The sequence below is a fragment of the uncultured Stenotrophomonas sp. genome, assembly GCF_913778665.1.
In the GTDB taxonomy this organism is placed as follows: domain Bacteria; phylum Pseudomonadota; class Gammaproteobacteria; order Xanthomonadales; family Xanthomonadaceae; genus Stenotrophomonas.
In genome coordinates, this window is sequence record NZ_CAJYVQ010000008.1 from 124409 (window position 1) to 141633 (window position 17225).

A 17225-nucleotide genomic window follows, 5' to 3' on the forward strand; every position below is an offset into this window, starting at 1 on the left:
ACCCAGAGTGTACGAGGGTCAAGAGGGCGTCGGTAGGATGCTGAAACCCGTCACCGTCGCATGACGCGGCGGAGTGCCACGCTATAGTGCGCCCTTGCGATGGAAGGCCCTGGGCCCCACATCCCCTGCCACTGTCCAGCGAGTTCTCCCCTTGTCGAGCCCCAGCCACGTCGCCGATACGCCCATTACCGACCGCTCGCAGCTGGTTGCGGAGATCGCCTCCGGCGAGAAGCCGCGTGCGCAGTGGCGCATCGGTACCGAGCACGAGAAGTTCGGATTCCGCCTGGATGACCTGCGCCCGCCGACCTTCGAAGGCGAGCGCGGTATCGAAGCGCTGCTCAAGGGCCTGGTCCGCTTTGGCTGGCAGCCGGTGCAGGAGAACGGCAACACCATCGCACTGCTGCGCGACGGCGCCTCGGTGACGCTGGAACCGGCCGGCCAGCTGGAACTGTCCGGCGCGGCGCTGGAAACCATCCACCAGACCTGTGTGGAGACCGGTACCCATCTGAACGAAGTGGCGCAGGTGGCCGGCGAGTTGCAGCTGGGCTTCCTCGGCATGGGCTTCCAGCCGAAGTGGTCGCGCGATGAGATGCCGTGGATGCCGAAGGGCCGCTACAAGATCATGCGCGCCTACATGCCCAAGGTCGGTTCGCTCGGCCTGGACATGATGACCCGCACCTGCACCGTGCAGGTGAACCTGGATTACGGCAGCGAAGCGGACATGGTGAAGAAGTTCCGCGTGTCGCTGGCGCTGCAGCCGATCGCTACCGCGCTGTTTGCCGATTCGCCGTTCACCGAAGGCAAGCCGAACGGCTACCTGAGCTACCGCTCGCATATCTGGACCGACACCGATGCCGACCGTACCGGCATGCTCGACTTCGTATTCGAGGATGGCTTCGGTTACGAGCGCTATGTCGATTATTTGCTCGACGTGCCGATGTACTTCTCGTACCGCGATGGCATCTACCACGATGCCAGCGGGCAGAGCTTCCGCGATTTCATGCAGGGCAAGCTGCCGGTGCTGCCGGGCGCATTGCCGACCCTGCGCGACTGGTCGGACCACACCACCACTGCATTCCCGGAAGTACGCCTGAAGAAGTACCTGGAAATGCGCGGCGCCGACGGTGGCCCGTGGAGCCGGCTGTGTGCGCTGCCGGCGTTCTGGGTCGGCCTGCTGTACGACGACACCGCGCTGGATGCGGCGTGGGATCTGGTGCGTGACTTCAGCCTGGCCGAGCGTCATGCGCTGCGCGACGGTGTACCAAAGCATGCGATGAACCTGCCGTTCCGCAGCGGCACGGTGCGCGACCTGGCCCGCGAGGCGGTGAAGATTTCGGTGGAGGGCCTCAAGCGCCGGGCCGCGCGCAATGCCGATGGCCAGGACGAGAGCAAGTTCCTGGACGTGCTGCAGGAAATCGTTGAATCCGGGCTGACCCCGGCCGAGCGCAAGCTGGCGCTGTTCCATGGCCGCTGGCATGGCGATGTCGATCCGGTGTTCCGCGAGTTCGCGTACTGACCGCCCTGCGGGGTTTCCGGCCAGCGGCCGGCACTACCAGAAGAAAAACCCCGGCATTGCCGGGGTTTTTCTTTTTCACACCTGCCTTGGATCAGGCCGCGTGCTTCATCGTCGCCATGTCGATCACGAAGCGGTAGCGCACATCGTTCTTCGCCATGCGCTCCCAGGCTTCGTTGACGTTCTTGATGTCAATCATCTCGACGTCGCTGACGATGCCGTGCTCGGCACAGAAGTCCATCATTTCCTGGGTTTCGGCCATGCCGCCGATCGCCGAGCCGGTCAGGTGCTTGCGGCCGAAGATCACGCTGCCACCGGTCAGCGGCGGGTCCAGCTCAGTCAGCACGCCGACCAGGCACATGGTCGCCTCGCGCTTGAGCAGGCCCATGTACGGGTTGGTGTCATGGCCGACCGGGATGGTGTTGAGCAGGAAATCGAAGCTGCCGGCATGTGCCTTCATCTGCGCGGCGTCGCGCGAGACCAGCACTTCGTCGGCGCCCAGGCGCTTGGCGTCGGCACCCTTTTCCGGTGTGGTGGTGATCATCACCACGTGCGCGCCGAGCGCCTTGGCGAACTTCACGCCCATGTGGCCGAGGCCACCCAGGCCGATCACGCCGACCTTCTGGCCCGGGCCGACCTTCCAGTGGCGCAGCGGCGACCAGGTGGTGATGCCGGCGCACAGCAGCGGCGCGGCGGCCTTCAGGTCGAGTGTGTCGGACACCTTCACCACGAAGCGCTGCTCGACCACCACGTGGTCCGAATAGCCGCCGTAGGTCGGCGCACCGCTCTCACGCTCGCGGCCGTTGTAGGTCCAGGTCGCCCCCTCGGCGCAGTACTGCTCCAGATCGTGCTCGCAGGCGTCGCAGTGGCGGCAGGAGTCGACCATGCAGCCGACGCCGGCGTGGTCGCCCACCTTGAAGCGGGTGACGTTGCTGCCGACCTCGGTCACGCGGCCGATGATCTCGTGGCCCGGCACCATCGGGTAGATCGAGCCACCCCAGTCGTCGCGGGCCTGGTGCAGGTCGGAGTGGCAGATGCCGCTGTAGAGGATCTCGATGCGCACATCGTCCGGGCCGACTGCGCGGCGTTCGAACTCGTACGGAATGAGCGGGTCGGTATGTGAATGGGCGGCGTAACCACGGGCGAGGGACATGGGGAATCCTTGGCAGGGTTTGTCGAAAGGCGTTTTACAATACGCGCCGCACCCAGCGGCAAGAAGCCCGGATATCGGCATGATTCATCAAGTGAAACTGCACAATCATGGCCACTGACAATCTCGCCCATCTGGCCGCCTTTGCCGCGGTAGCCCGCCATCGCAGCTTCCGCCGCGCCGGCGCCGAGCTGGCGCTGTCGACCTCTGCGGTGAGCTATGCGATCCGCGCGCTGGAGGAACGGCTGGGGGTGGGCCTGTTCCATCGCACCACTCGCAGCGTGGCCCTGACCGAGGCCGGGCAGCGCTTGCTGGAACGGCTGCAGCCGGCCTTGGGCCAGGTGCATGACGCACTGGAGGAGATGAACCAGTTCCGCGCCGCGCCGGCCGGCCTGCTGCGCATCAATGCCACCCGCGCGGCGGTGTCGACCCAGTTGGGGCCGCGGCTGGCGCGTTTCCTGCACGCGCATCCGGATGTGCGGGTGGAGCTGACCGAGAACGATGGCCTGGTCGATATCGTTGCCGAAGGCTACGACGCCGGCGTGCGCCTGCACGAGTTCGTGCCCGAGGACATGGTGGCAGTGCCGATGGGTCCGCCGCTGCGCGGGTTGATCGTCGGTTCGCCAGCGTATCTGCAGCGACGTCCGGCTCCCCAGCATCCGCGTGATCTGGCCGCCCACGAGTGCATCCGCTTCCGCTTTGCCAGCGGGCATCTGTACAAGTGGCAGTTCGAGCGTGACGGGCAGGCGCTGGAAATCGATGTGCCGGGACGGCTGACGCTGGGCGAGCAGGGCACCGTGGTCGGCGCGGTGCTTGATGGCATCGGCCTGGCCTATGTGCTGGAAGACACCGCGCGGCCGTACATTGAATCGGGGCAGATGGTAGCGGTGCTGGAAGACTGGAGTGAACCGTTCGCCGGCTTTGCACTGTATTACCCGAAGCAGCGGCAGATGCCCGGCGCGCTGCGCGCGTTCGTGGATATGCTGCGCGAGTGAATCACGCCAGGTGATGCAGGGCCGACCAACGGTCGGTGCCCACCACATTCGGGCCGGTTGATCCACGCCATGCGTGGATGAGGTTGGCTGTTCACTCCACCAGCGCGTCATACCCCAGGCCCACAAACTGGATCAGGCAGAAGCCATGCCCGAACGGATCGGCCAGCACCGCGATGCGTCCCCAGCGACGCTCGCGCACCGGATGCTCGACTGTTGCCCCGGCCGCGACCGCACGCGCCAGGGCGACTTCGATGTCATCCACCACCCAGTCCAGGTGCAGCGGTGTCCAGTGCCGCTCGTAGTCGCGCACATCGCCGTCTTCGGTGGCAGGCCTGCCGTGGTCGTTCTGCAGCAGGTACAGCGGGGTGGGGCCGCCCAGCAGTTCCACCACACCGGGCCCGAGGCGGCGGCCGATGCGCAGCCCGAAGGCTCGGATATAGAAGTCTTCGGCGGCGGCCAGGTCGGGCACGTCGAGGTTGACGATGAAGCTGTGGGCAGGGGCGTTCATGGCAGCGATGGGCGGCATCTGGGGGTCGCAGTCTAGTCCTGCCGCGTGCTGCTGCCGGTTCATCTGCTGCGCGCATTCGGGCAAGCTGGGCGGTCTCAATCGACAAGGACATCCATGAGCACGCTATCTGGCATCGAACAGGCCACCGGCCAGTCCTTCCCGCCGTTGTTCAGGCAACTGCAGGCAGCAGGCCGGTTGAGCTGGGGCAGTCCCCATCCGGAATGGTCCAAGGTGGTGTTTCCGACGCTGCAGGCGGATCCGCCGGTGCTGCTGTACGCCCAGGAATACGAACCACTGGAACACGATGCGCTGCTCGAGGCGTGGCAGGAACTGACCGCCGAGGATCATTACAACCCCCTGCGCGCGGACCTGCAGCTGCTGCCGTTTGCGCGGACGGGTGGCGGCGACAGCTACTGCTTCTGGAGCAACGCGCCCGGTTTTGCCGAGCCTCCCGTGGTGCTGGTGTGGCATGACGATGATCGTGCCGATGTGCTGGCCGCCAGCTACCAGGATTTCCTGTTCCGCAAGATGGTCGAAGCCGTTGCCGACTACCAAGCGCCGTATACGCTGCTTTCGCATGGCGAGCTGGCCAGCAACCTGCAGCGCTGGCTGCAGAGCCACCAGCCGTTCCTGCGTGATGACCAGTACGCAGCCTTGCAGCGGCTGTTCGCCCGTGTTGACGAGATCGCTGAAGGAAACATCAGCGAAGACGACGTACAGGCCATCGTCGCTGAGGTGATCGGCTTTGCGCGGCTGGACGAGTCGTTTGCCTACGTGCGCGAGGGCGCCTGAGGGCATGGGTCGGAGTCCCGCCACCGGCGGGGCTCCGACCACGCACGGCATCAGCCTGCGGCCGGGTAATCCAGGTAACCGGCTTCACCGCCGCCGTAATACGTGCTGCGATCGGGCGTGGCCAGCGCAATGTCGTGCTGCAGGCGCGCGACCAGATCCGGGTTGGCGATGAACGGCTGACCGAACGCAGCCAGGTCGATGGTACCGGCCTCGACCAGCTGTAGCGCGCGTTCGCGGGTCATGCCACCGGCCACGATCAGGGTGCCACCATAGGCCTGCTTGAACTGCTGCAGGAAGGCCTTGCCCAGCACTGACTGGCCTGCCTGCAGGTTGTCATTGAGATGCACATAGGCCAGGCCGCGCTTGCCCAGTTCCTCGGCCAGGTACAGATAGGTGGCTTCGTTGTCAGGGTAGAACGGCATGTCGAAGGTGAGATTGTTCGGTGCCAGGCGCACGCCGATCCGCTGCGCGCCGATCCGCTGCGCCATCGCATCGACGGTGTCCAGGATCAGCCGCGCACGGTTCGGCAGCGAGCCACCGTAACGGTCCTGGCGCTGGTTGATGAGCGGGTTGAGGAACTGTTCGAACAGATAGCCATTGGCGGCATGCAGCTCGATGCCGTCGAAGCCGGCGGCGATCGCATGCTCGGCGCCACGCACGAAGTCGTCGACGATGCCGGGAATCTCTGTGGTATCCAGTGCACGCGCCGGGGTCGGATCGGCATGGCCGCGGCTGCCATCGGCCAGGTACACGAACGAGGTGTTCTTCGGTGCGCTGGCCACCGGGCGCGTGCCGGCGCTGACCGGCTGGCCGCCGTCGGGCTGCAGCGAGCTGTGCGACATGCGGCCGACATGCCAGAGCTGGGCGAAGATCGTGCCGTGCGCGGCATGGACCGCCTCGGTCACGAGCCTCCATCCGGCCACCTGCTCGGCCGACCAGATGCCTGGCACGTCGATGTAGCCCTGTCCCTGCGGCGAGACTGGCGTGCCTTCGCTGATGATCAGGCCGGCGCTGGCACGCTGCCGGTAATACTGCGCGGTGAGTGCGTTGGCGACGGTGCCAGGATTGCGGGCGCGCGTCATTGGAGCCATCACGATGCGGTTGCTCAGGGCGGTGCCTGCCAGGTCGAACGGCTGGAACAGGGCGGCGGTCATGTCGGTCATCTCGGTGCGGGGGAGGGCGCCAGCGGCGCGATGCACACAGGATGGGGTTGACATGCAGGTGCATAAAGCGCTTCGATTTCCCTCGGTGCGGGAATATTTGTCCCCAATCGGGTGCTGAAAATGCTGCCACTGGAACCCCTGAACGGCCTGGTGACCTTCGTGACCACTGCGCGCTCCGGTAGCTTCACCGAAGCCGCCGATGCGCTGGGCATTTCGCGTTCGGCGGTGGGCAAGGCCATCGCCCGGTTGGAAACGCGGCTGGGCGTGCGCTTGTTCAATCGCACCACGCGGCGGATCGCGCTGACCACCGACGGCGAGGCCTACTACGCTTCGTGCGCGGCGGCGCTGGAAGAGATCTCCGCCGCCGAAGCCTGTCTCGGCTCGGGTGGCCTGCCCAGCGGGCGGCTGCGCATCGACATGCCGTCTTCGTTCGGGCGGCTGGTGGTGCTGCCGGTGTTGCTGAAACTGTGCCGGCAGTACCCGGACCTGCAGCTGACGATGACCTTCACCGATCACTTCGTCGATCCGGTCGAGGAGGGCATCGACCTGCTCATCCGCTTTGGTGGATTGCATCACGCCGAGCACCTGGTGGCGCGACGGCTCGGGCGCCAGCGCCTGGTCACCTGCGCATCGCCGGAGTATCTGCAGGCGCATGGCGTTCCGCAAACCGTGGAGGAACTGGCGCAGCACCGCAGCATCGTCGGCTTCCGCCATGGCCAGCCGGTGGCGTGGCGGGTCGGCAGCGATGAGGCAGAAGGGACATTCATCCCGAATGCCACCTACCAGCTCAACGACGGCGACGCGGTGATCGAGGGTGCCCTTGCCGGCCTCGGCATCTGCCAGATGCCGGCTTCACTGCTGCGCAGGCACCTTGAATCCGGTGCACTGCACTCGGTGCTGGATGCGCACATGCAGCGCCATATCGACATTCACGCGCTGTGGCCGCCAACACGTCACCTGCGGCCAAAGGTGCGCTATGTGGTGGACGAACTGGCACGGCTGGCAGGCCAGGGCGCATTTGACTGAGGCCGCGGATTGAGTCCGTAACGTCGCTGTGTATACTATCCCCCAGTATAGTTCCGAGGTGGCCCGGCCATGCCCCACTCCCCTGAAGAGAAAAAGAAGGTCCTGGCCCGCGTGCGTCGCATCCGCGGCCAGTGCGATGCGCTGGACCGCGCGTTGGAAGCCGGCGCTGACTGCGGGCCGGTGCTGCAGCAGATCGCGGCCATCCGTGGCGCGGTCAACGGCCTGATGTCCGAGGTGATGGAGGCTCATCTGCGCGAGGAGTTCGGCCAGCCCGCAGCCTCCGATGAACAACGCGCCGAACGCGTGCGCGACATGAGCGCGTTGATCCGCTCTTACCTGAAGTAAACGACGGCGCAACATTGCACCGTCCATCCTGTTACTGCCTGTCTTTGGAGAGTCCACCATGAAGTCCCGCGCCGCCGTCGCCTTTGGTCCCGGCCAGCCACTGCAGATCGTCGAAATCGACGTCGCCCCGCCGAAGGCCGGCGAAGTGTTGGTCAAGATCACCCACACCGGTGTCTGCCACACCGATGCATTCACCCTGTCCGGCGACGACCCGGAAGGCCTGTTCCCGGTGGTGCTGGGCCATGAGGGTGCCGGCATCGTGGTGGAGGTGGGCGAGGGCGTGACCAGCGTCAAGCCGGGCGACCACGTGATTCCGCTGTACACCGCCGAGTGTGGCGAGTGCCTGTTCTGCAAGAGCGGCAAGACCAACCTGTGCGTGGCCGTGCGCGCCACCCAGGGCAAGGGCGTGATGCCCGACGGCACCAGCCGCTTCAGCTACAACGGCGAGCCGTTGTACCACTACATGGGCTGCTCGACCTTCAGCGAGTACACCGTAGTGGCTGAAGTGTCGCTGGCCAAGATCAACCCGGATGCCAACCCGGAACACGTCTGCCTGCTCGGCTGCGGCGTGACCACCGGCATCGGCGCGGTGCACAACACTGCCAAAGTGCAGGAAGGCGACAGCGTGGCGGTGTTCGGCCTCGGCGGCATCGGCCTGGCCGTCATCCAGGGCGCGCGCCAGGCCAAGGCGGGCCGCATCATCGCGGTGGACACCAACCCGTCCAAGTTCGAGCTGGCGCGCGAATTCGGTGCCACCGACTGCATCAATCCTAAGGATTTCGACACGCCGATCCAGCAGGTCATCGTGGAAATGACCGGCTGGGGCGTGGACCACAGCTTCGAGTGCATCGGCAACGTCAACGTGATGCGTGCGGCGCTGGAATGCGCACACCGTGGCTGGGGCCAGAGCGTGGTGATCGGCGTGGCTGGCTCGGGCCAGGAGATTTCCACCCGTCCGTTCCAGCTGGTGACCGGGCGCAAGTGGATGGGCACCGCCTTCGGTGGCGTGAAGGGCCGCAGCCAGCTGCCGGGCATGGTCGAGGACGCGATGAAGGGCGATATCGAGCTGGCGCCGTTCGTGACCCACACCATGGATCTGGACAGGATCAACGACGCCTTCGACCTGATGCATGAAGGCAAGTCGATCCGTTCGGTGGTCCACTACTGAGCCGCGGCATGGGCTGGTTCGATGCCCTGCGCAGGCCGCGCGCGGATGACCCGCGCGCGGCGCTGGTCGAACCGATCGAGCAGGCACTGCGTGCGCTGGGCTGGGTCGACGGGCCGGTCGGGCCGCCGCGTGCCGTGGATTCACCCTTCGGTATCGATGAGATGCCGTTCGAGCACTGGTTGGGGCAGGTGTTCCTGCCCCGCCTGCACGAAGCGCGTGCCGACGGCCAATGGCCGCCGCGCAGCAACGTGGCGGTGGCCGCGTACCGCAACCTGGACGGCCGGCCCGGCGTCGAACCGCTGCTGCGCCTGCTGTCGCAGCTGGATGAATTGATCAACACACGTGGCGGCTGAAGCCGCCACGCAGGAGAGTTCCATGGAACGCATCGAACATCGCGCCTGTTTCGGCGGTTGGCAGGACGTCTACCGTCACCGCTCGGCCACGCTGGGCTGCGACATGCAGTTCGCCGTGTACCTGCCGCCGCAGGCGGAAACGCAGACGCTGCCGGTGCTGTACTGGCTGAGCGGGCTGACCTGCACCGAGCAGAACGTCATCACCAAGGCCGGTGCGCAACGCTACGCGGCCGAGCACGGGGTGATCATCGTCGCGCCCGATACCAGCCCGCGCGGCGATGACGTGGCCGATGCCGAAGGCTACGACCTGGGCAAGGGTGCGGGCTTCTATCTCAACGCCACCGAGCCGCCGTGGGCGAAGCACTACCGCATGCATGACTACGTGGTGCAGGAGCTGCCGGCGCTGATCGAAGCCCACTTCCCGGTAACCGGCGCGCGGGCCATCAGCGGGCATTCGATGGGCGGCCACGGTGCGTTGGTGATCGCGCTGCGCAACCCCGGGCGCTACCGCAGCGTGTCGGCGTTCTCGCCGATCGTCGCGCCCAGCCAGGTGCCTTGGGGGCAGAAGGCATTCACTGCCTATCTGGGCGACAATCCGGCCGATTGGGCGCACTGGGATGCCTGCGTACTGCTGGCCACTGCCGAAGAGCGCCTGCCGCTGCTGGTTGACCAGGGCGCGGCCGATGAATTCCTGCAGACCCAGTTGCAGCCCGAACGCCTGCAGCAGGCCTGCGAGGCGGTTGGCCACCCGCTGACCCTGCGCCTTCAGCCGGGGTACGACCACAGCTACTACTTCATCGCCAGCTTCATCGGGGAGCACATCGCCCACCACGCCCGCGCCCTGCACGGCTGACCCGCTCCGTCCCCTTTTTCAGCGTTGGATCACACCATCGTGGCGCCCCGCCGGGCTATTGTGCGCGCGTACGGCCTTGCGGATCGGGGGATGCATGCCGGTAGTGCTGGCGCTGCTCTATGTACTCTGCCACGGCCTGGTCCTGGCCCTGTGGCCGGGACCGGCGGGTGCGGGATCATTCGTGTTCCTCACCGCAGCACCGCTGCTGGCCGCCGCCGCCTGCCTGTGGCGGGCGCGCCGTGACGGTGCCGCGCTGGGCTGGCGCGCCACCGCATTGGCCCTGCTGCTGTGGGCGGGCGGCATGGCCTTCAACATGATCGACGCGCTGGGCGCCGGTCGTGCCGATGTCACGCCACGAGTCAGCCTGCTGCTGTATGTGCTGTACGGCGTGCCGCTGGTGTTCATCCTGGCCCGTGCCCGGCGCGAGCGGCTGAGCATCAGCCTGATCGACGCGGCGATGGCGGCGCTGCTGGGTGTGCTGTTCTTCGTGCACACGCAGTCATTCGCCAGCCGCATCGACATCGACGATCACGCGATGGCCAACATGCAGCGCATGTTCGACATCCAGAACCTGTGCATCGCCGCGTTTGCGGTGGTGCGCTGGCTGGTCGGCGATGTGTCCGAGCGTCGCAGCTTCTTCCGCGCGCTGGCCAAGTATGCCGTGGCCTATCTGCTGGTGGCGTACTACATCAATCACTACACCGAGGAGCAGTCGTTTGGTGCCTACAACGATCTGCTGATCGACCTGCCGTTCCTGCTGCTGGCCCTGCTGGCGCTGAGCCAGGCCCCGGCGCCCAGCCTCGTGCTGCATCCACGCCTGGCACGAACCGTGCAGGCGGCTGGCCCGATGATCCTGCCGCTGCTGCTGCTGGTGGTCGGCACGCTGGTGGTTGACCATGCGCGCCCGCTGGCGGTGGCCGGTTTCGTGGTCGCAACACTGGGCTTCGGCCTGCGCAGCATCCTGCTGCAGGTCGACCTGATGGAGCGGCAGGCGTCGCTGGACCAGCTGGCGCGCCAGGATGGCCTGACCGGTGTCGCCAATCGGCGCCAGTTCGATGCAGTACTGCAGGCCGAATGGAACCGCGCCCGCCGCAGCGGCAGTGAGCTGGCCCTGCTGCTGGTCGACATCGATCACTTCAAGGCGTTCAACGACCAGCACGGTCATCCTGCCGGAGACCGCTGCCTGCAAGCGGTGGCGACGGCGTTGAAGGCCACCGCCGGTCGCGCTGGCGACAGTGTCGCGCGTTATGGCGGCGAGGAATTCGCGGTGATCGTGTCCGGAAGCGCACTGTCGGGCGTGCTGGCGCTGGCCGAGCGGCTGCGCGAGGCGGTGGAGGTGCTGCCGCTGCCTGAAGGGTCAATCAGCATCAGTGTCGGCGTGGGCTACCTGCATCCCCCTGCGCTGGCCAGCGCCGACCAGTTGCTGGCCGATGCCGATGCCGGCCTGTATGCGGCCAAGCGTGCCGGGCGCAATCAGGTGGTGCTGCACGCGCATGTGCTGGATGACGAAGGAAACGAGCACGGCACGATGGATTGTTGAGTGCGCCGGCGGCGCCGGTAGTTGCCAACCAGGGTTGGCGTCCATCCGAGCGGGGCAGGTCAGCGGTTGCCGGTCTCCACCAGTACCGGGCACGGTGCGTGATCCAGCGTCCATTGCGCCACCGAGCTGTCGAGCAGGCGTTGCAGGCGGGACAGGTGGCGGTGGCCGATCACGATCAGGTCGCACTTCAGCCGCCTGGCCTGTTCGCTGATCACTTCGCCGGGTTCGCCGGAGGGAATCTGCGCGATGGCATCGACGCCGCGCTCGCGCAGCTCGGCCAGCGCTTCGGCCAGCACCGCTTCGGCACGCGAGCGCTGGCGCGCGGCTTCCGGGTATTCGATGCGGTCGGCCTCGCTGGCATCGGCGGCCAGCGCGAATTCGGGGTCGAGCACGCACAGCAGGTGCAGGCGGCTGCGCGGGCCGGCGATGGCCGCAGCCAGGTCCAGCACGCGTGCATGCTGGGGGCCGCCGTCGAGGGCGACCAGCAGGGTATGGAACATCGATGTCTCCTTGGCAGGCCGGGGATGGTCGCCGATGTCACCGGGCGCACCCATGCCGTGCGGCGCAGGAAATACGTGCACAGCATGCAATCGACCTTGTCTGAGAGTGTCGTAGAGTCATTCCACCCGCTGGAGACTGATATGCCCCTGCCCGACCTGAACCTGCTGTTGGCCCTGGATGTCCTGCTGGACGAAGGCAGCGTCGCTGGGGCGGCCCGGCGCATGAATCTGAGCGCGCCTGCCATGAGCCGCACCCTGGGGCGGATCCGCGACGCGCTGGGCGACCCGGTACTGGTACGCGCCGGCCGCGGCCTGGCGCCGACCCCGCGCGCGCTGGAACTGCGCGAGCAGGTGCGCGACGTGATCGAGCAGGCTCATCGGGTGTTCAATGATGGGCGTGAGGTGGACATCCAGACCCTGGAACATACCTTCAGCATCCGCGCCAACGACGTGTTCATCGGCAGCTACGGCGGCCGCCTGCGCGAAGTGTTCCACCAGCAGGCGCCACGTTGCACGCTGCGGTTCATGCCTGAAGGTGACTCCGACGATGACGCGATGGTGCAGGGCCGGATCGACCTGTACATCAGCACGGCCGGCAAGCATACGCAGGAAACCAAGGTACAGAACCTGTTCACCACGGCACTGCTCGGCGCAGCCCGCGAGGATCATCCGCTGTTCGACGGCGATATCACTGCAGAGCGGTTTGCCGCCTGCGACCACATCGCCGTCTCGCGACGCGGCATCGCGCATGGGCCGATCGATGACGAACTGGCACAGCTGGGCCTGCGGCGGCGGGTGGCGATGGTCATCCCCACCTTCCACGGCGCGATCTTCGCTGCAGCCTCCTCGGACCTGGTGCTGCCGCAGATGCCCAGCGTGATGCTCGATCGGATTGCCTACATGGGACTGCCACTGCGCATGTTCCCGCTGCCGGTGCCAGTACGCACGGTGGCGTTGGTGCAGGCCTGGCATCCGCGCATGGACAATGACCCAGCGCACCGCTGGCTGCGCCGTACGATCAAGAGCATGTGCGACGCCGACGCGGTGTAGCGTCGAGCTGGCTCGACGCTACGGAACGGCATTGCATGGAGCGCGGGCAAGGCGTGGGCGACCAAGCGGCACCTCGTTGAGCACGGCAACCCGTGCGTTTCGTGCACGGCTGGCATCGCATCCACGCCATTTTTCGCAGCAGTGGGCCTGCCTAGACTGCGCTCCCCACATCCACGGAGCGCACGCCATGTCGCTTCAACTGCCGCGCGCTGCACGGATCGGCCCGCACCCATGAGCGCGATCAGCCTGCCACGGACCCCGGCAGTCCCCGTTGCCCCCACATTCGATCGCCGCATCGGGGTCGGTCTGTGCGGCGTGCTGCTGGTGGTACTGCTGTCGGGCTTCAACGAGAACGTCACCAAGGTCGCGCTGGCCGACATCCGCGGCGCGATGGGGTTCAGTGTCGATGACGGCACCTGGATCACCGGCATCTACAGCGCCATGTCGGTCAGCGCGATGGCCTTCGCGCCCTGGTGCGCGGCTACCTTCTCGTTGCGCCGCTTCGGCTTGGTGATGATCGCCGCCTTCATGGTGCTGGGCGTGCTGTGCCCGCTGGCACCGAACCTGCCGACCTTCCTGCTGCTGCGCGCGTTGCAGGGCCTGGCCGGCGGCGCCCTGCCACCGCTGCTGATGAGCGTGGCGCTGCGCTTCCTGCCGCCGGGTATCAAGCTGTACGGCCTGGCAGGCTATGCGCTCACTGCAACGTTCGGGCCGAGCATGGGCACGCCGCTGGCCGCGCTGTGGGTCGAGCACGCGGGTTGGCAGTTCGCGTTCTGGCAGATCGTGCCGTTCTGCGTGGCCGGCATGGTGATGGTCGGCTGGGGCTTGCCGCAGGACCCGATGCGCCTGGAGCGCTTTGCCCAGTTCAACGGTGTCGGCCTGGCCCTGGGCCTGCCGGCGCTGGTGATGCTGGTGCTGGGCCTGACCCAGGGTGCCCGCCTGAACTGGTTCGATTCGCCGCTGATCACGGTGTTGCTGGGCGGCGGCAGCGGCCTTCTGGTGCTGTTCTTCATCAATGAGTGGTTCCACCCACTGCCGTTCTTCAAGCTGCAACTGCTGGCCCATCGCAATCTCAGCTATTCGCTGGTCACCTGCGTGGGTGTGCTGTTCGTGCTGCTGGCCGTCATCTCCATCCCCTCCGGGTTCCTCGCCAGCGTGCAGGGCTACCGCCCGTTGCAGACCGCGCCGATGTTGTTGTGGGTGGCGCTGCCGCAGATCATCGCACTGCCGCTGGTGGCTGCCCTGATGAACCAGCGTGCGGTGGACTGCCGCTGGGTGCAGGCGATCGGATTGTTGCTGCTGGCGGCGGCGTGCTTCATCGGCGCGCACCTGGACGTGCAGTGGAACCGTGACACCTTCCTGTGGGTGCAGCTGCTGCAGGTCGTGGCGCAGCCGATGGCGGTGCTGCCGTTGCTGTTGCTGGCCACCACCGGCCTGGCCCCGCAGGACGGTCCCTTTGCCTCGGCCTGGTTCAACACCGTCAAAGGCTTTTCGGCGGTGTTCGCCGGTGGCGTGCTCGATGCGGTCGGGCAGTCACGGCGACACCTCCATTCGACCGCGCTGGTCGACCACCTGGGCAACCAGCCGTGGGTGCCGGCCAGCGCCGATCTGCCCGCACGCCTGCACGCCCAGGTGCAGGCGCTGACTTCGGCGGACCTTTATTGGCTGGTAGCGCTGGTAGCCCTGGGCTGCCTGCCGCTGCTGCCGTGGGCAAGCCGTGTCCATCCGCCACGTGCTGTGGCCTGACCTTTACCCGCAAGGACTCCCGCATGAGCCTCAACAAGACAACCCTCAACATCGGCCTTGCGCTGGGCGTGCTGGCCCTGGCCGTCGGCAGCTGGTTGCTGCTGCGCGACGGGCGCTACCAGCGCACCGACAACGCCTACGTCAATGCCGATTTCACCGTGGTCGCCCCGAAGGTGGCCGGCTTCGTCAGCAGCGTCGAGGTGCGGGACAACCAACCGGTAAAGGCCGGTGACGTGCTCGCCCGCATCGACGACCGCGATTACCAGGTGGCGTTGCAGGCAGCACGTGCCGACCTCGCCAATGCCCGCGCGCAACTGGCCAACGCGCAGGCCGCGCTGGCCCAGCAGGGCTCGTTGATCGAGCAGGCCAAGGCCAGTGTCGATGTCAGTCGCTCCGAACTGACCCTGGCCAGTGCCGACCAGCAGCGCTACCGCGAGCTGGCCCGCGATGGCGCCGGAACCGTACAGAACGCGCAGCAGGCGCAGTCGAAGCAGGCTGTAGCCAGTGCCCATCTGCAGCAGGGCCAGGCGGCCTTGTCGACCGCGCGTCAGCGCACCGACATCCTCAGTGCGGGTGTGCAGGCCGCGCAGGCTGCCGTGCAACGCGCGGAAGCGGCGCAGGCACGCGCCGAACTGGATCTGTCGCACACCGTGCTGCGTGCACCGATTGACGGCACGGTCGGTCGTCGTGCAGTGCGCGTGGGTGCCTACCTGACCCCGGGCACCCCCGTAGCCGCAGTGGTGCCGCTGAAGCGTGCCTTCGTGGTTGCCAACTTCCAGGAAACACAGATGACCCGCATGCAGGCCGGCCAGCAGGTCGAACTGAAGGTGGACGTGTTCCCGGGCAAGCCACTACGCGGGCACATCGACAGCATCGCGCCGGCCACCGGCGTCACCTTCGCCGCCGTCGCACCGGAGAATGCCACCGGCAACTTCACCAAGGTGGTGCAGCGCATTCCGGTGAAGATCGTGCTGGAGCCGGGCCAGCCGCTGCTGGACCAGCTGCGTGCCGGCATGTCGGTGGAAGCCCGCGTTGACCTGGATAGCCGCGTGCGCACACAGCGTGTGCAGCACGGTCCGGGCCCATCGGCCGGGGAGGGCGCATGAGCACGCTTACCGTGTTCCGTGCGTTTGTCGCGGCTGCTCTGTGCACCGCACTGGCTGCCTGCACGATGGGCCCGGACTTCGTACGCCCGCAGGCCGAACTGCCCAGCCATTGGCAGGGTGAGGCTGTCGCCGGCAACGCCATCGACCAGGACGCGGTCTGGTGGGCCGGTTTTGACGATCCGCTGCTGGGCCAGCTGGCCAGCCAGGTGCTGGAGGCCAACCTCGACCTGCAGCTGGCGGCCAACCGCGTGCAGCAGAGCCGCGCCGCACGCGGCATCAGTGCCGCCGACCGCCTTCCCAGCGTCGGCGCCAGCGCCAGTGGCACCCGCGCACGCAACAGCGAAGTGGGCCTGAACGATCCCTCCGGTAACGGCGGCCGCGATGATTACGGGCTGTTCCAGGCTGGGGCCGGCCTGAGCTGGGAACTGGATCTGTGGGGGCGCGTGCGCCGTCAGCTGGAAGCCGCCGATGCACGCGTGCAGATGGCCGAGGAGGATGCACATGCAGTGCGCATCGCGCTGCTGGCGGAAACCGCGCGTGATTACCTGCAATTGCGTGCAACGCGGCAGTTGTTGGCGATCACCGAAGACAACCTCAGCATTGCCCACGACATCAAGCGCCTGACCGAGGCACGCCAGCAGCAGGGCGTGGCCAGCACGCTGCAGGTGTCCAGCGCGGCGGCGCAGGTAGCCTCGTTGCAGGCTCGCATCGCGCCGCTGCGGCATCGTGAATCGCAGCTGCGCAATGCACTGGCGTTCCTGCTGGCACAGCCCCCGCAGGCATTGGATGCGCGGCTGCTGGATGCACGCCGTGACTGGCCGGCACTGCCGGCGGTGGCGGTGGGGCTGCCCAGCGAACTGGCCGAGCGTCGCCCGGACATCCGTCGTGCCGAAGCGGCGTTGCATGCCGCAACGGCCGGCATCGGCGTGGCCAAGGCCAGTTTCCTGCCGCGCATCACCTTGAATGGCGACGCTGGCTTCCAGGCCAAGCAGCTGGATGATCTGGATGGCTGGAACGCGCACCGCTTCAGCATCGGGCCGTCGATCAGCCTGCCGATCTTCCAGGGCGGACGGCTGAAGGCCAATCTCGCGCTGAGCAGGCTGCAGCAGCAACAGTCGGCCCTGCAGTTCCGCCGTACCGTGCTGCGTGCGTGGCACGAAGTGGACGATGCCATCGATGGTTACGCCGCCGAACAGCAGCGCACCGTGCAGCTGCACGTGGCGGTGGACGAAAGCGAGACCGCGCTGGGTGCGGCGCGCCGGCAGTACCAGGCCGGCGTGGTCGACATGCTGGACGTGCTGACCACTCAGCGCATCGCGCTGGACAACCAGGCCGCACTGGCCAACAGCCAGGCTACGGCGGCAATCGCGCGGGTGGAGCTGTACCGCGCGCTGGGCGGTGGCTGGTAGGGCAATGG

At 67.0% G+C, this 17225-nt stretch carries 17 protein-coding genes; 13 read left to right on the forward strand and 4 right to left on the reverse strand.

The window, feature by feature from the left end:
• Positions 1-151: 151 nt before the first annotated feature.
• A complete protein-coding gene (locus tag QZ853_RS09335; protein ID WP_295572254.1) occupies positions 152-1516 on the forward strand; it encodes a glutamate--cysteine ligase in 1365 nt (454 codons plus the stop codon).
• 91 nt (positions 1517-1607) lie between these two features.
• Here the strand turns inward: QZ853_RS09335 and QZ853_RS09340 are convergent, their stop codons facing one another.
• Positions 1608-2666 (reverse strand): NAD(P)-dependent alcohol dehydrogenase, encoded by a 1059-nt coding sequence (locus tag QZ853_RS09340; RefSeq protein WP_295572256.1) that lies wholly within the window; start codon positions 2664-2666, stop codon positions 1608-1610.
• Between the two features lie 107 nt (positions 2667-2773).
• On the opposite strand from QZ853_RS09340, the gene QZ853_RS09345 reads away from it, so the two are divergent.
• Entirely contained in the window at positions 2774-3658 is an 885-nt protein-coding gene (locus QZ853_RS09345) for a LysR family transcriptional regulator (protein WP_295572258.1), read from the forward strand.
• A gap of 91 nt (positions 3659-3749) precedes the next feature.
• On the opposite strand, the gene QZ853_RS09350 is transcribed toward QZ853_RS09345, so the two are convergent.
• A complete protein-coding gene (locus QZ853_RS09350; protein ID WP_295572260.1) occupies positions 3750-4166 on the reverse strand; it encodes a VOC family protein in 417 nt (138 codons plus the stop codon).
• 114 nt (positions 4167-4280) lie between these two features.
• Here QZ853_RS09350 and QZ853_RS09355 point away from each other — a divergent pair, with 114 nt between their 5' ends.
• A complete protein-coding gene (locus QZ853_RS09355; RefSeq protein WP_295572261.1) occupies positions 4281-4958 on the forward strand; it encodes an SMI1/KNR4 family protein in 678 nt (225 codons plus the stop codon).
• 50 nt (positions 4959-5008) lie between these two features.
• Here the strand turns inward: QZ853_RS09355 and QZ853_RS09360 are convergent, their stop codons facing one another.
• Positions 5009-6112: an alkene reductase gene (locus QZ853_RS09360; RefSeq protein WP_295572263.1), complete on the reverse strand. Its 1104-nt coding sequence runs from the start codon at positions 6110-6112 to the stop codon at positions 5009-5011.
• 129 nt (positions 6113-6241) lie between these two features.
• On the opposite strand from QZ853_RS09360, the gene QZ853_RS09365 reads away from it, so the two are divergent.
• The 6 genes from QZ853_RS09365 to QZ853_RS09390 all read left to right on the forward strand — a co-directional run bounded on the left by QZ853_RS09365 (position 6242) and on the right by QZ853_RS09390 (position 11406).
• Positions 6242-7147 (forward strand): LysR family transcriptional regulator, encoded by a 906-nt coding sequence (locus tag QZ853_RS09365; RefSeq protein ID WP_295572265.1) that lies wholly within the window; start codon positions 6242-6244, stop codon positions 7145-7147.
• A gap of 69 nt (positions 7148-7216) precedes the next feature.
• On the forward strand, positions 7217-7492 hold the full coding sequence (gene frmR / locus QZ853_RS09370; protein WP_005411009.1) for a formaldehyde-responsive transcriptional repressor FrmR: 276 nt from the start codon (positions 7217-7219) through the stop codon (positions 7490-7492).
• Positions 7493-7550: 58 nt separating this feature from the next.
• A complete protein-coding gene (locus QZ853_RS09375) occupies positions 7551-8660 on the forward strand; it encodes an S-(hydroxymethyl)glutathione dehydrogenase/class III alcohol dehydrogenase (protein ID WP_295572267.1) in 1110 nt (369 codons plus the stop codon).
• Between the two features lie 8 nt (positions 8661-8668).
• Positions 8669-9013, forward strand: a complete 345-nt coding sequence (locus tag QZ853_RS09380; protein ID WP_295572270.1) for a YqcC family protein — start codon at positions 8669-8671, stop codon at positions 9011-9013.
• Positions 9014-9035: 22 nt separating this feature from the next.
• Positions 9036-9866 (forward strand): S-formylglutathione hydrolase, encoded by an 831-nt coding sequence (gene fghA / locus QZ853_RS09385; RefSeq protein ID WP_295572273.1) that lies wholly within the window; start codon positions 9036-9038, stop codon positions 9864-9866.
• A gap of 94 nt (positions 9867-9960) precedes the next feature.
• The gene (locus QZ853_RS09390) at positions 9961-11406 is read left to right on the forward strand and encodes a GGDEF domain-containing protein (RefSeq protein ID WP_295572275.1); all 1446 of its coding nucleotides are present in this window, start codon (positions 9961-9963) and stop codon (positions 11404-11406) included.
• Positions 11407-11465: 59 nt separating this feature from the next.
• On the opposite strand, the gene QZ853_RS09395 is transcribed toward QZ853_RS09390, so the two are convergent.
• Complete coding sequence (locus tag QZ853_RS09395) at positions 11466-11906, reverse strand: universal stress protein (protein WP_295572278.1); 441 nt, start codon at positions 11904-11906, stop codon at positions 11466-11468.
• Between the two features lie 141 nt (positions 11907-12047).
• Here QZ853_RS09395 and QZ853_RS09400 point away from each other — a divergent pair, with 141 nt between their 5' ends.
• The 4 genes from QZ853_RS09400 to QZ853_RS09415 all read left to right on the forward strand — a co-directional run bounded on the left by QZ853_RS09400 (position 12048) and on the right by QZ853_RS09415 (position 17217).
• On the forward strand, positions 12048-12956 hold the full coding sequence (locus QZ853_RS09400) for a LysR family transcriptional regulator (RefSeq protein WP_295572280.1): 909 nt from the start codon (positions 12048-12050) through the stop codon (positions 12954-12956).
• Between the two features lie 231 nt (positions 12957-13187).
• The gene (locus QZ853_RS09405) at positions 13188-14702 is read left to right on the forward strand and encodes an MFS transporter (RefSeq protein ID WP_295572282.1); all 1515 of its coding nucleotides are present in this window, start codon (positions 13188-13190) and stop codon (positions 14700-14702) included.
• Between the two features lie 23 nt (positions 14703-14725).
• Complete coding sequence (locus QZ853_RS09410; RefSeq protein WP_295572285.1) at positions 14726-15808, forward strand: HlyD family secretion protein; 1083 nt, start codon at positions 14726-14728, stop codon at positions 15806-15808.
• Complete coding sequence (locus QZ853_RS09415) at positions 15805-17217, forward strand: efflux transporter outer membrane subunit (RefSeq protein ID WP_295572288.1); 1413 nt, start codon at positions 15805-15807, stop codon at positions 17215-17217. Before QZ853_RS09410 ends, QZ853_RS09415 begins: the two co-directional genes overlap by 4 nt.
• Positions 17218-17225: the final 8 nt, after the last annotated feature.

What these genes read in the sequence shown, in the direction of transcription:
- QZ853_RS09340 (WP_295572256.1), bottom strand. Translation starts at nt 2,666, where the DNA reads ATGTCCCTCGCCCGTGGTTACGCCGCCCATTCACATACCGACCCGCTC.
- QZ853_RS09345 (WP_295572258.1), top strand. Translation starts at nt 2,774, where the DNA reads ATGGCCACTGACAATCTCGCCCATCTGGCCGCCTTTGCCGCGGTAGCC.
- QZ853_RS09350 (WP_295572260.1), bottom strand. Translation starts at nt 4,166, where the DNA reads ATGAACGCCCCTGCCCACAGCTTCATCGTCAACCTCGACGTGCCCGAC.
- QZ853_RS09355 (WP_295572261.1), top strand. Translation starts at nt 4,281, where the DNA reads ATGAGCACGCTATCTGGCATCGAACAGGCCACCGGCCAGTCCTTCCCG.
- QZ853_RS09360 (WP_295572263.1), bottom strand. Translation starts at nt 6,112, where the DNA reads ATGACCGCCGCCCTGTTCCAGCCGTTCGACCTGGCAGGCACCGCCCTG.
- QZ853_RS09365 (WP_295572265.1), top strand. Translation starts at nt 6,242, where the DNA reads ATGCTGCCACTGGAACCCCTGAACGGCCTGGTGACCTTCGTGACCACT.
- frmR (WP_005411009.1), top strand. Translation starts at nt 7,217, where the DNA reads ATGCCCCACTCCCCTGAAGAGAAAAAGAAGGTCCTGGCCCGCGTGCGT.
- QZ853_RS09375 (WP_295572267.1), top strand. Translation starts at nt 7,551, where the DNA reads ATGAAGTCCCGCGCCGCCGTCGCCTTTGGTCCCGGCCAGCCACTGCAG.
- QZ853_RS09380 (WP_295572270.1), top strand. Translation starts at nt 8,669, where the DNA reads ATGGGCTGGTTCGATGCCCTGCGCAGGCCGCGCGCGGATGACCCGCGC.
- fghA (WP_295572273.1), top strand. Translation starts at nt 9,036, where the DNA reads ATGGAACGCATCGAACATCGCGCCTGTTTCGGCGGTTGGCAGGACGTC.
- QZ853_RS09390 (WP_295572275.1), top strand. Translation starts at nt 9,961, where the DNA reads ATGCCGGTAGTGCTGGCGCTGCTCTATGTACTCTGCCACGGCCTGGTC.
- QZ853_RS09395 (WP_295572278.1), bottom strand. Translation starts at nt 11,906, where the DNA reads ATGTTCCATACCCTGCTGGTCGCCCTCGACGGCGGCCCCCAGCATGCA.
- QZ853_RS09400 (WP_295572280.1), top strand. Translation starts at nt 12,048, where the DNA reads ATGCCCCTGCCCGACCTGAACCTGCTGTTGGCCCTGGATGTCCTGCTG.
- QZ853_RS09405 (WP_295572282.1), top strand. Translation starts at nt 13,188, where the DNA reads ATGAGCGCGATCAGCCTGCCACGGACCCCGGCAGTCCCCGTTGCCCCC.
- QZ853_RS09410 (WP_295572285.1), top strand. Translation starts at nt 14,726, where the DNA reads ATGAGCCTCAACAAGACAACCCTCAACATCGGCCTTGCGCTGGGCGTG.
- QZ853_RS09415 (WP_295572288.1), top strand. Translation starts at nt 15,805, where the DNA reads ATGAGCACGCTTACCGTGTTCCGTGCGTTTGTCGCGGCTGCTCTGTGC.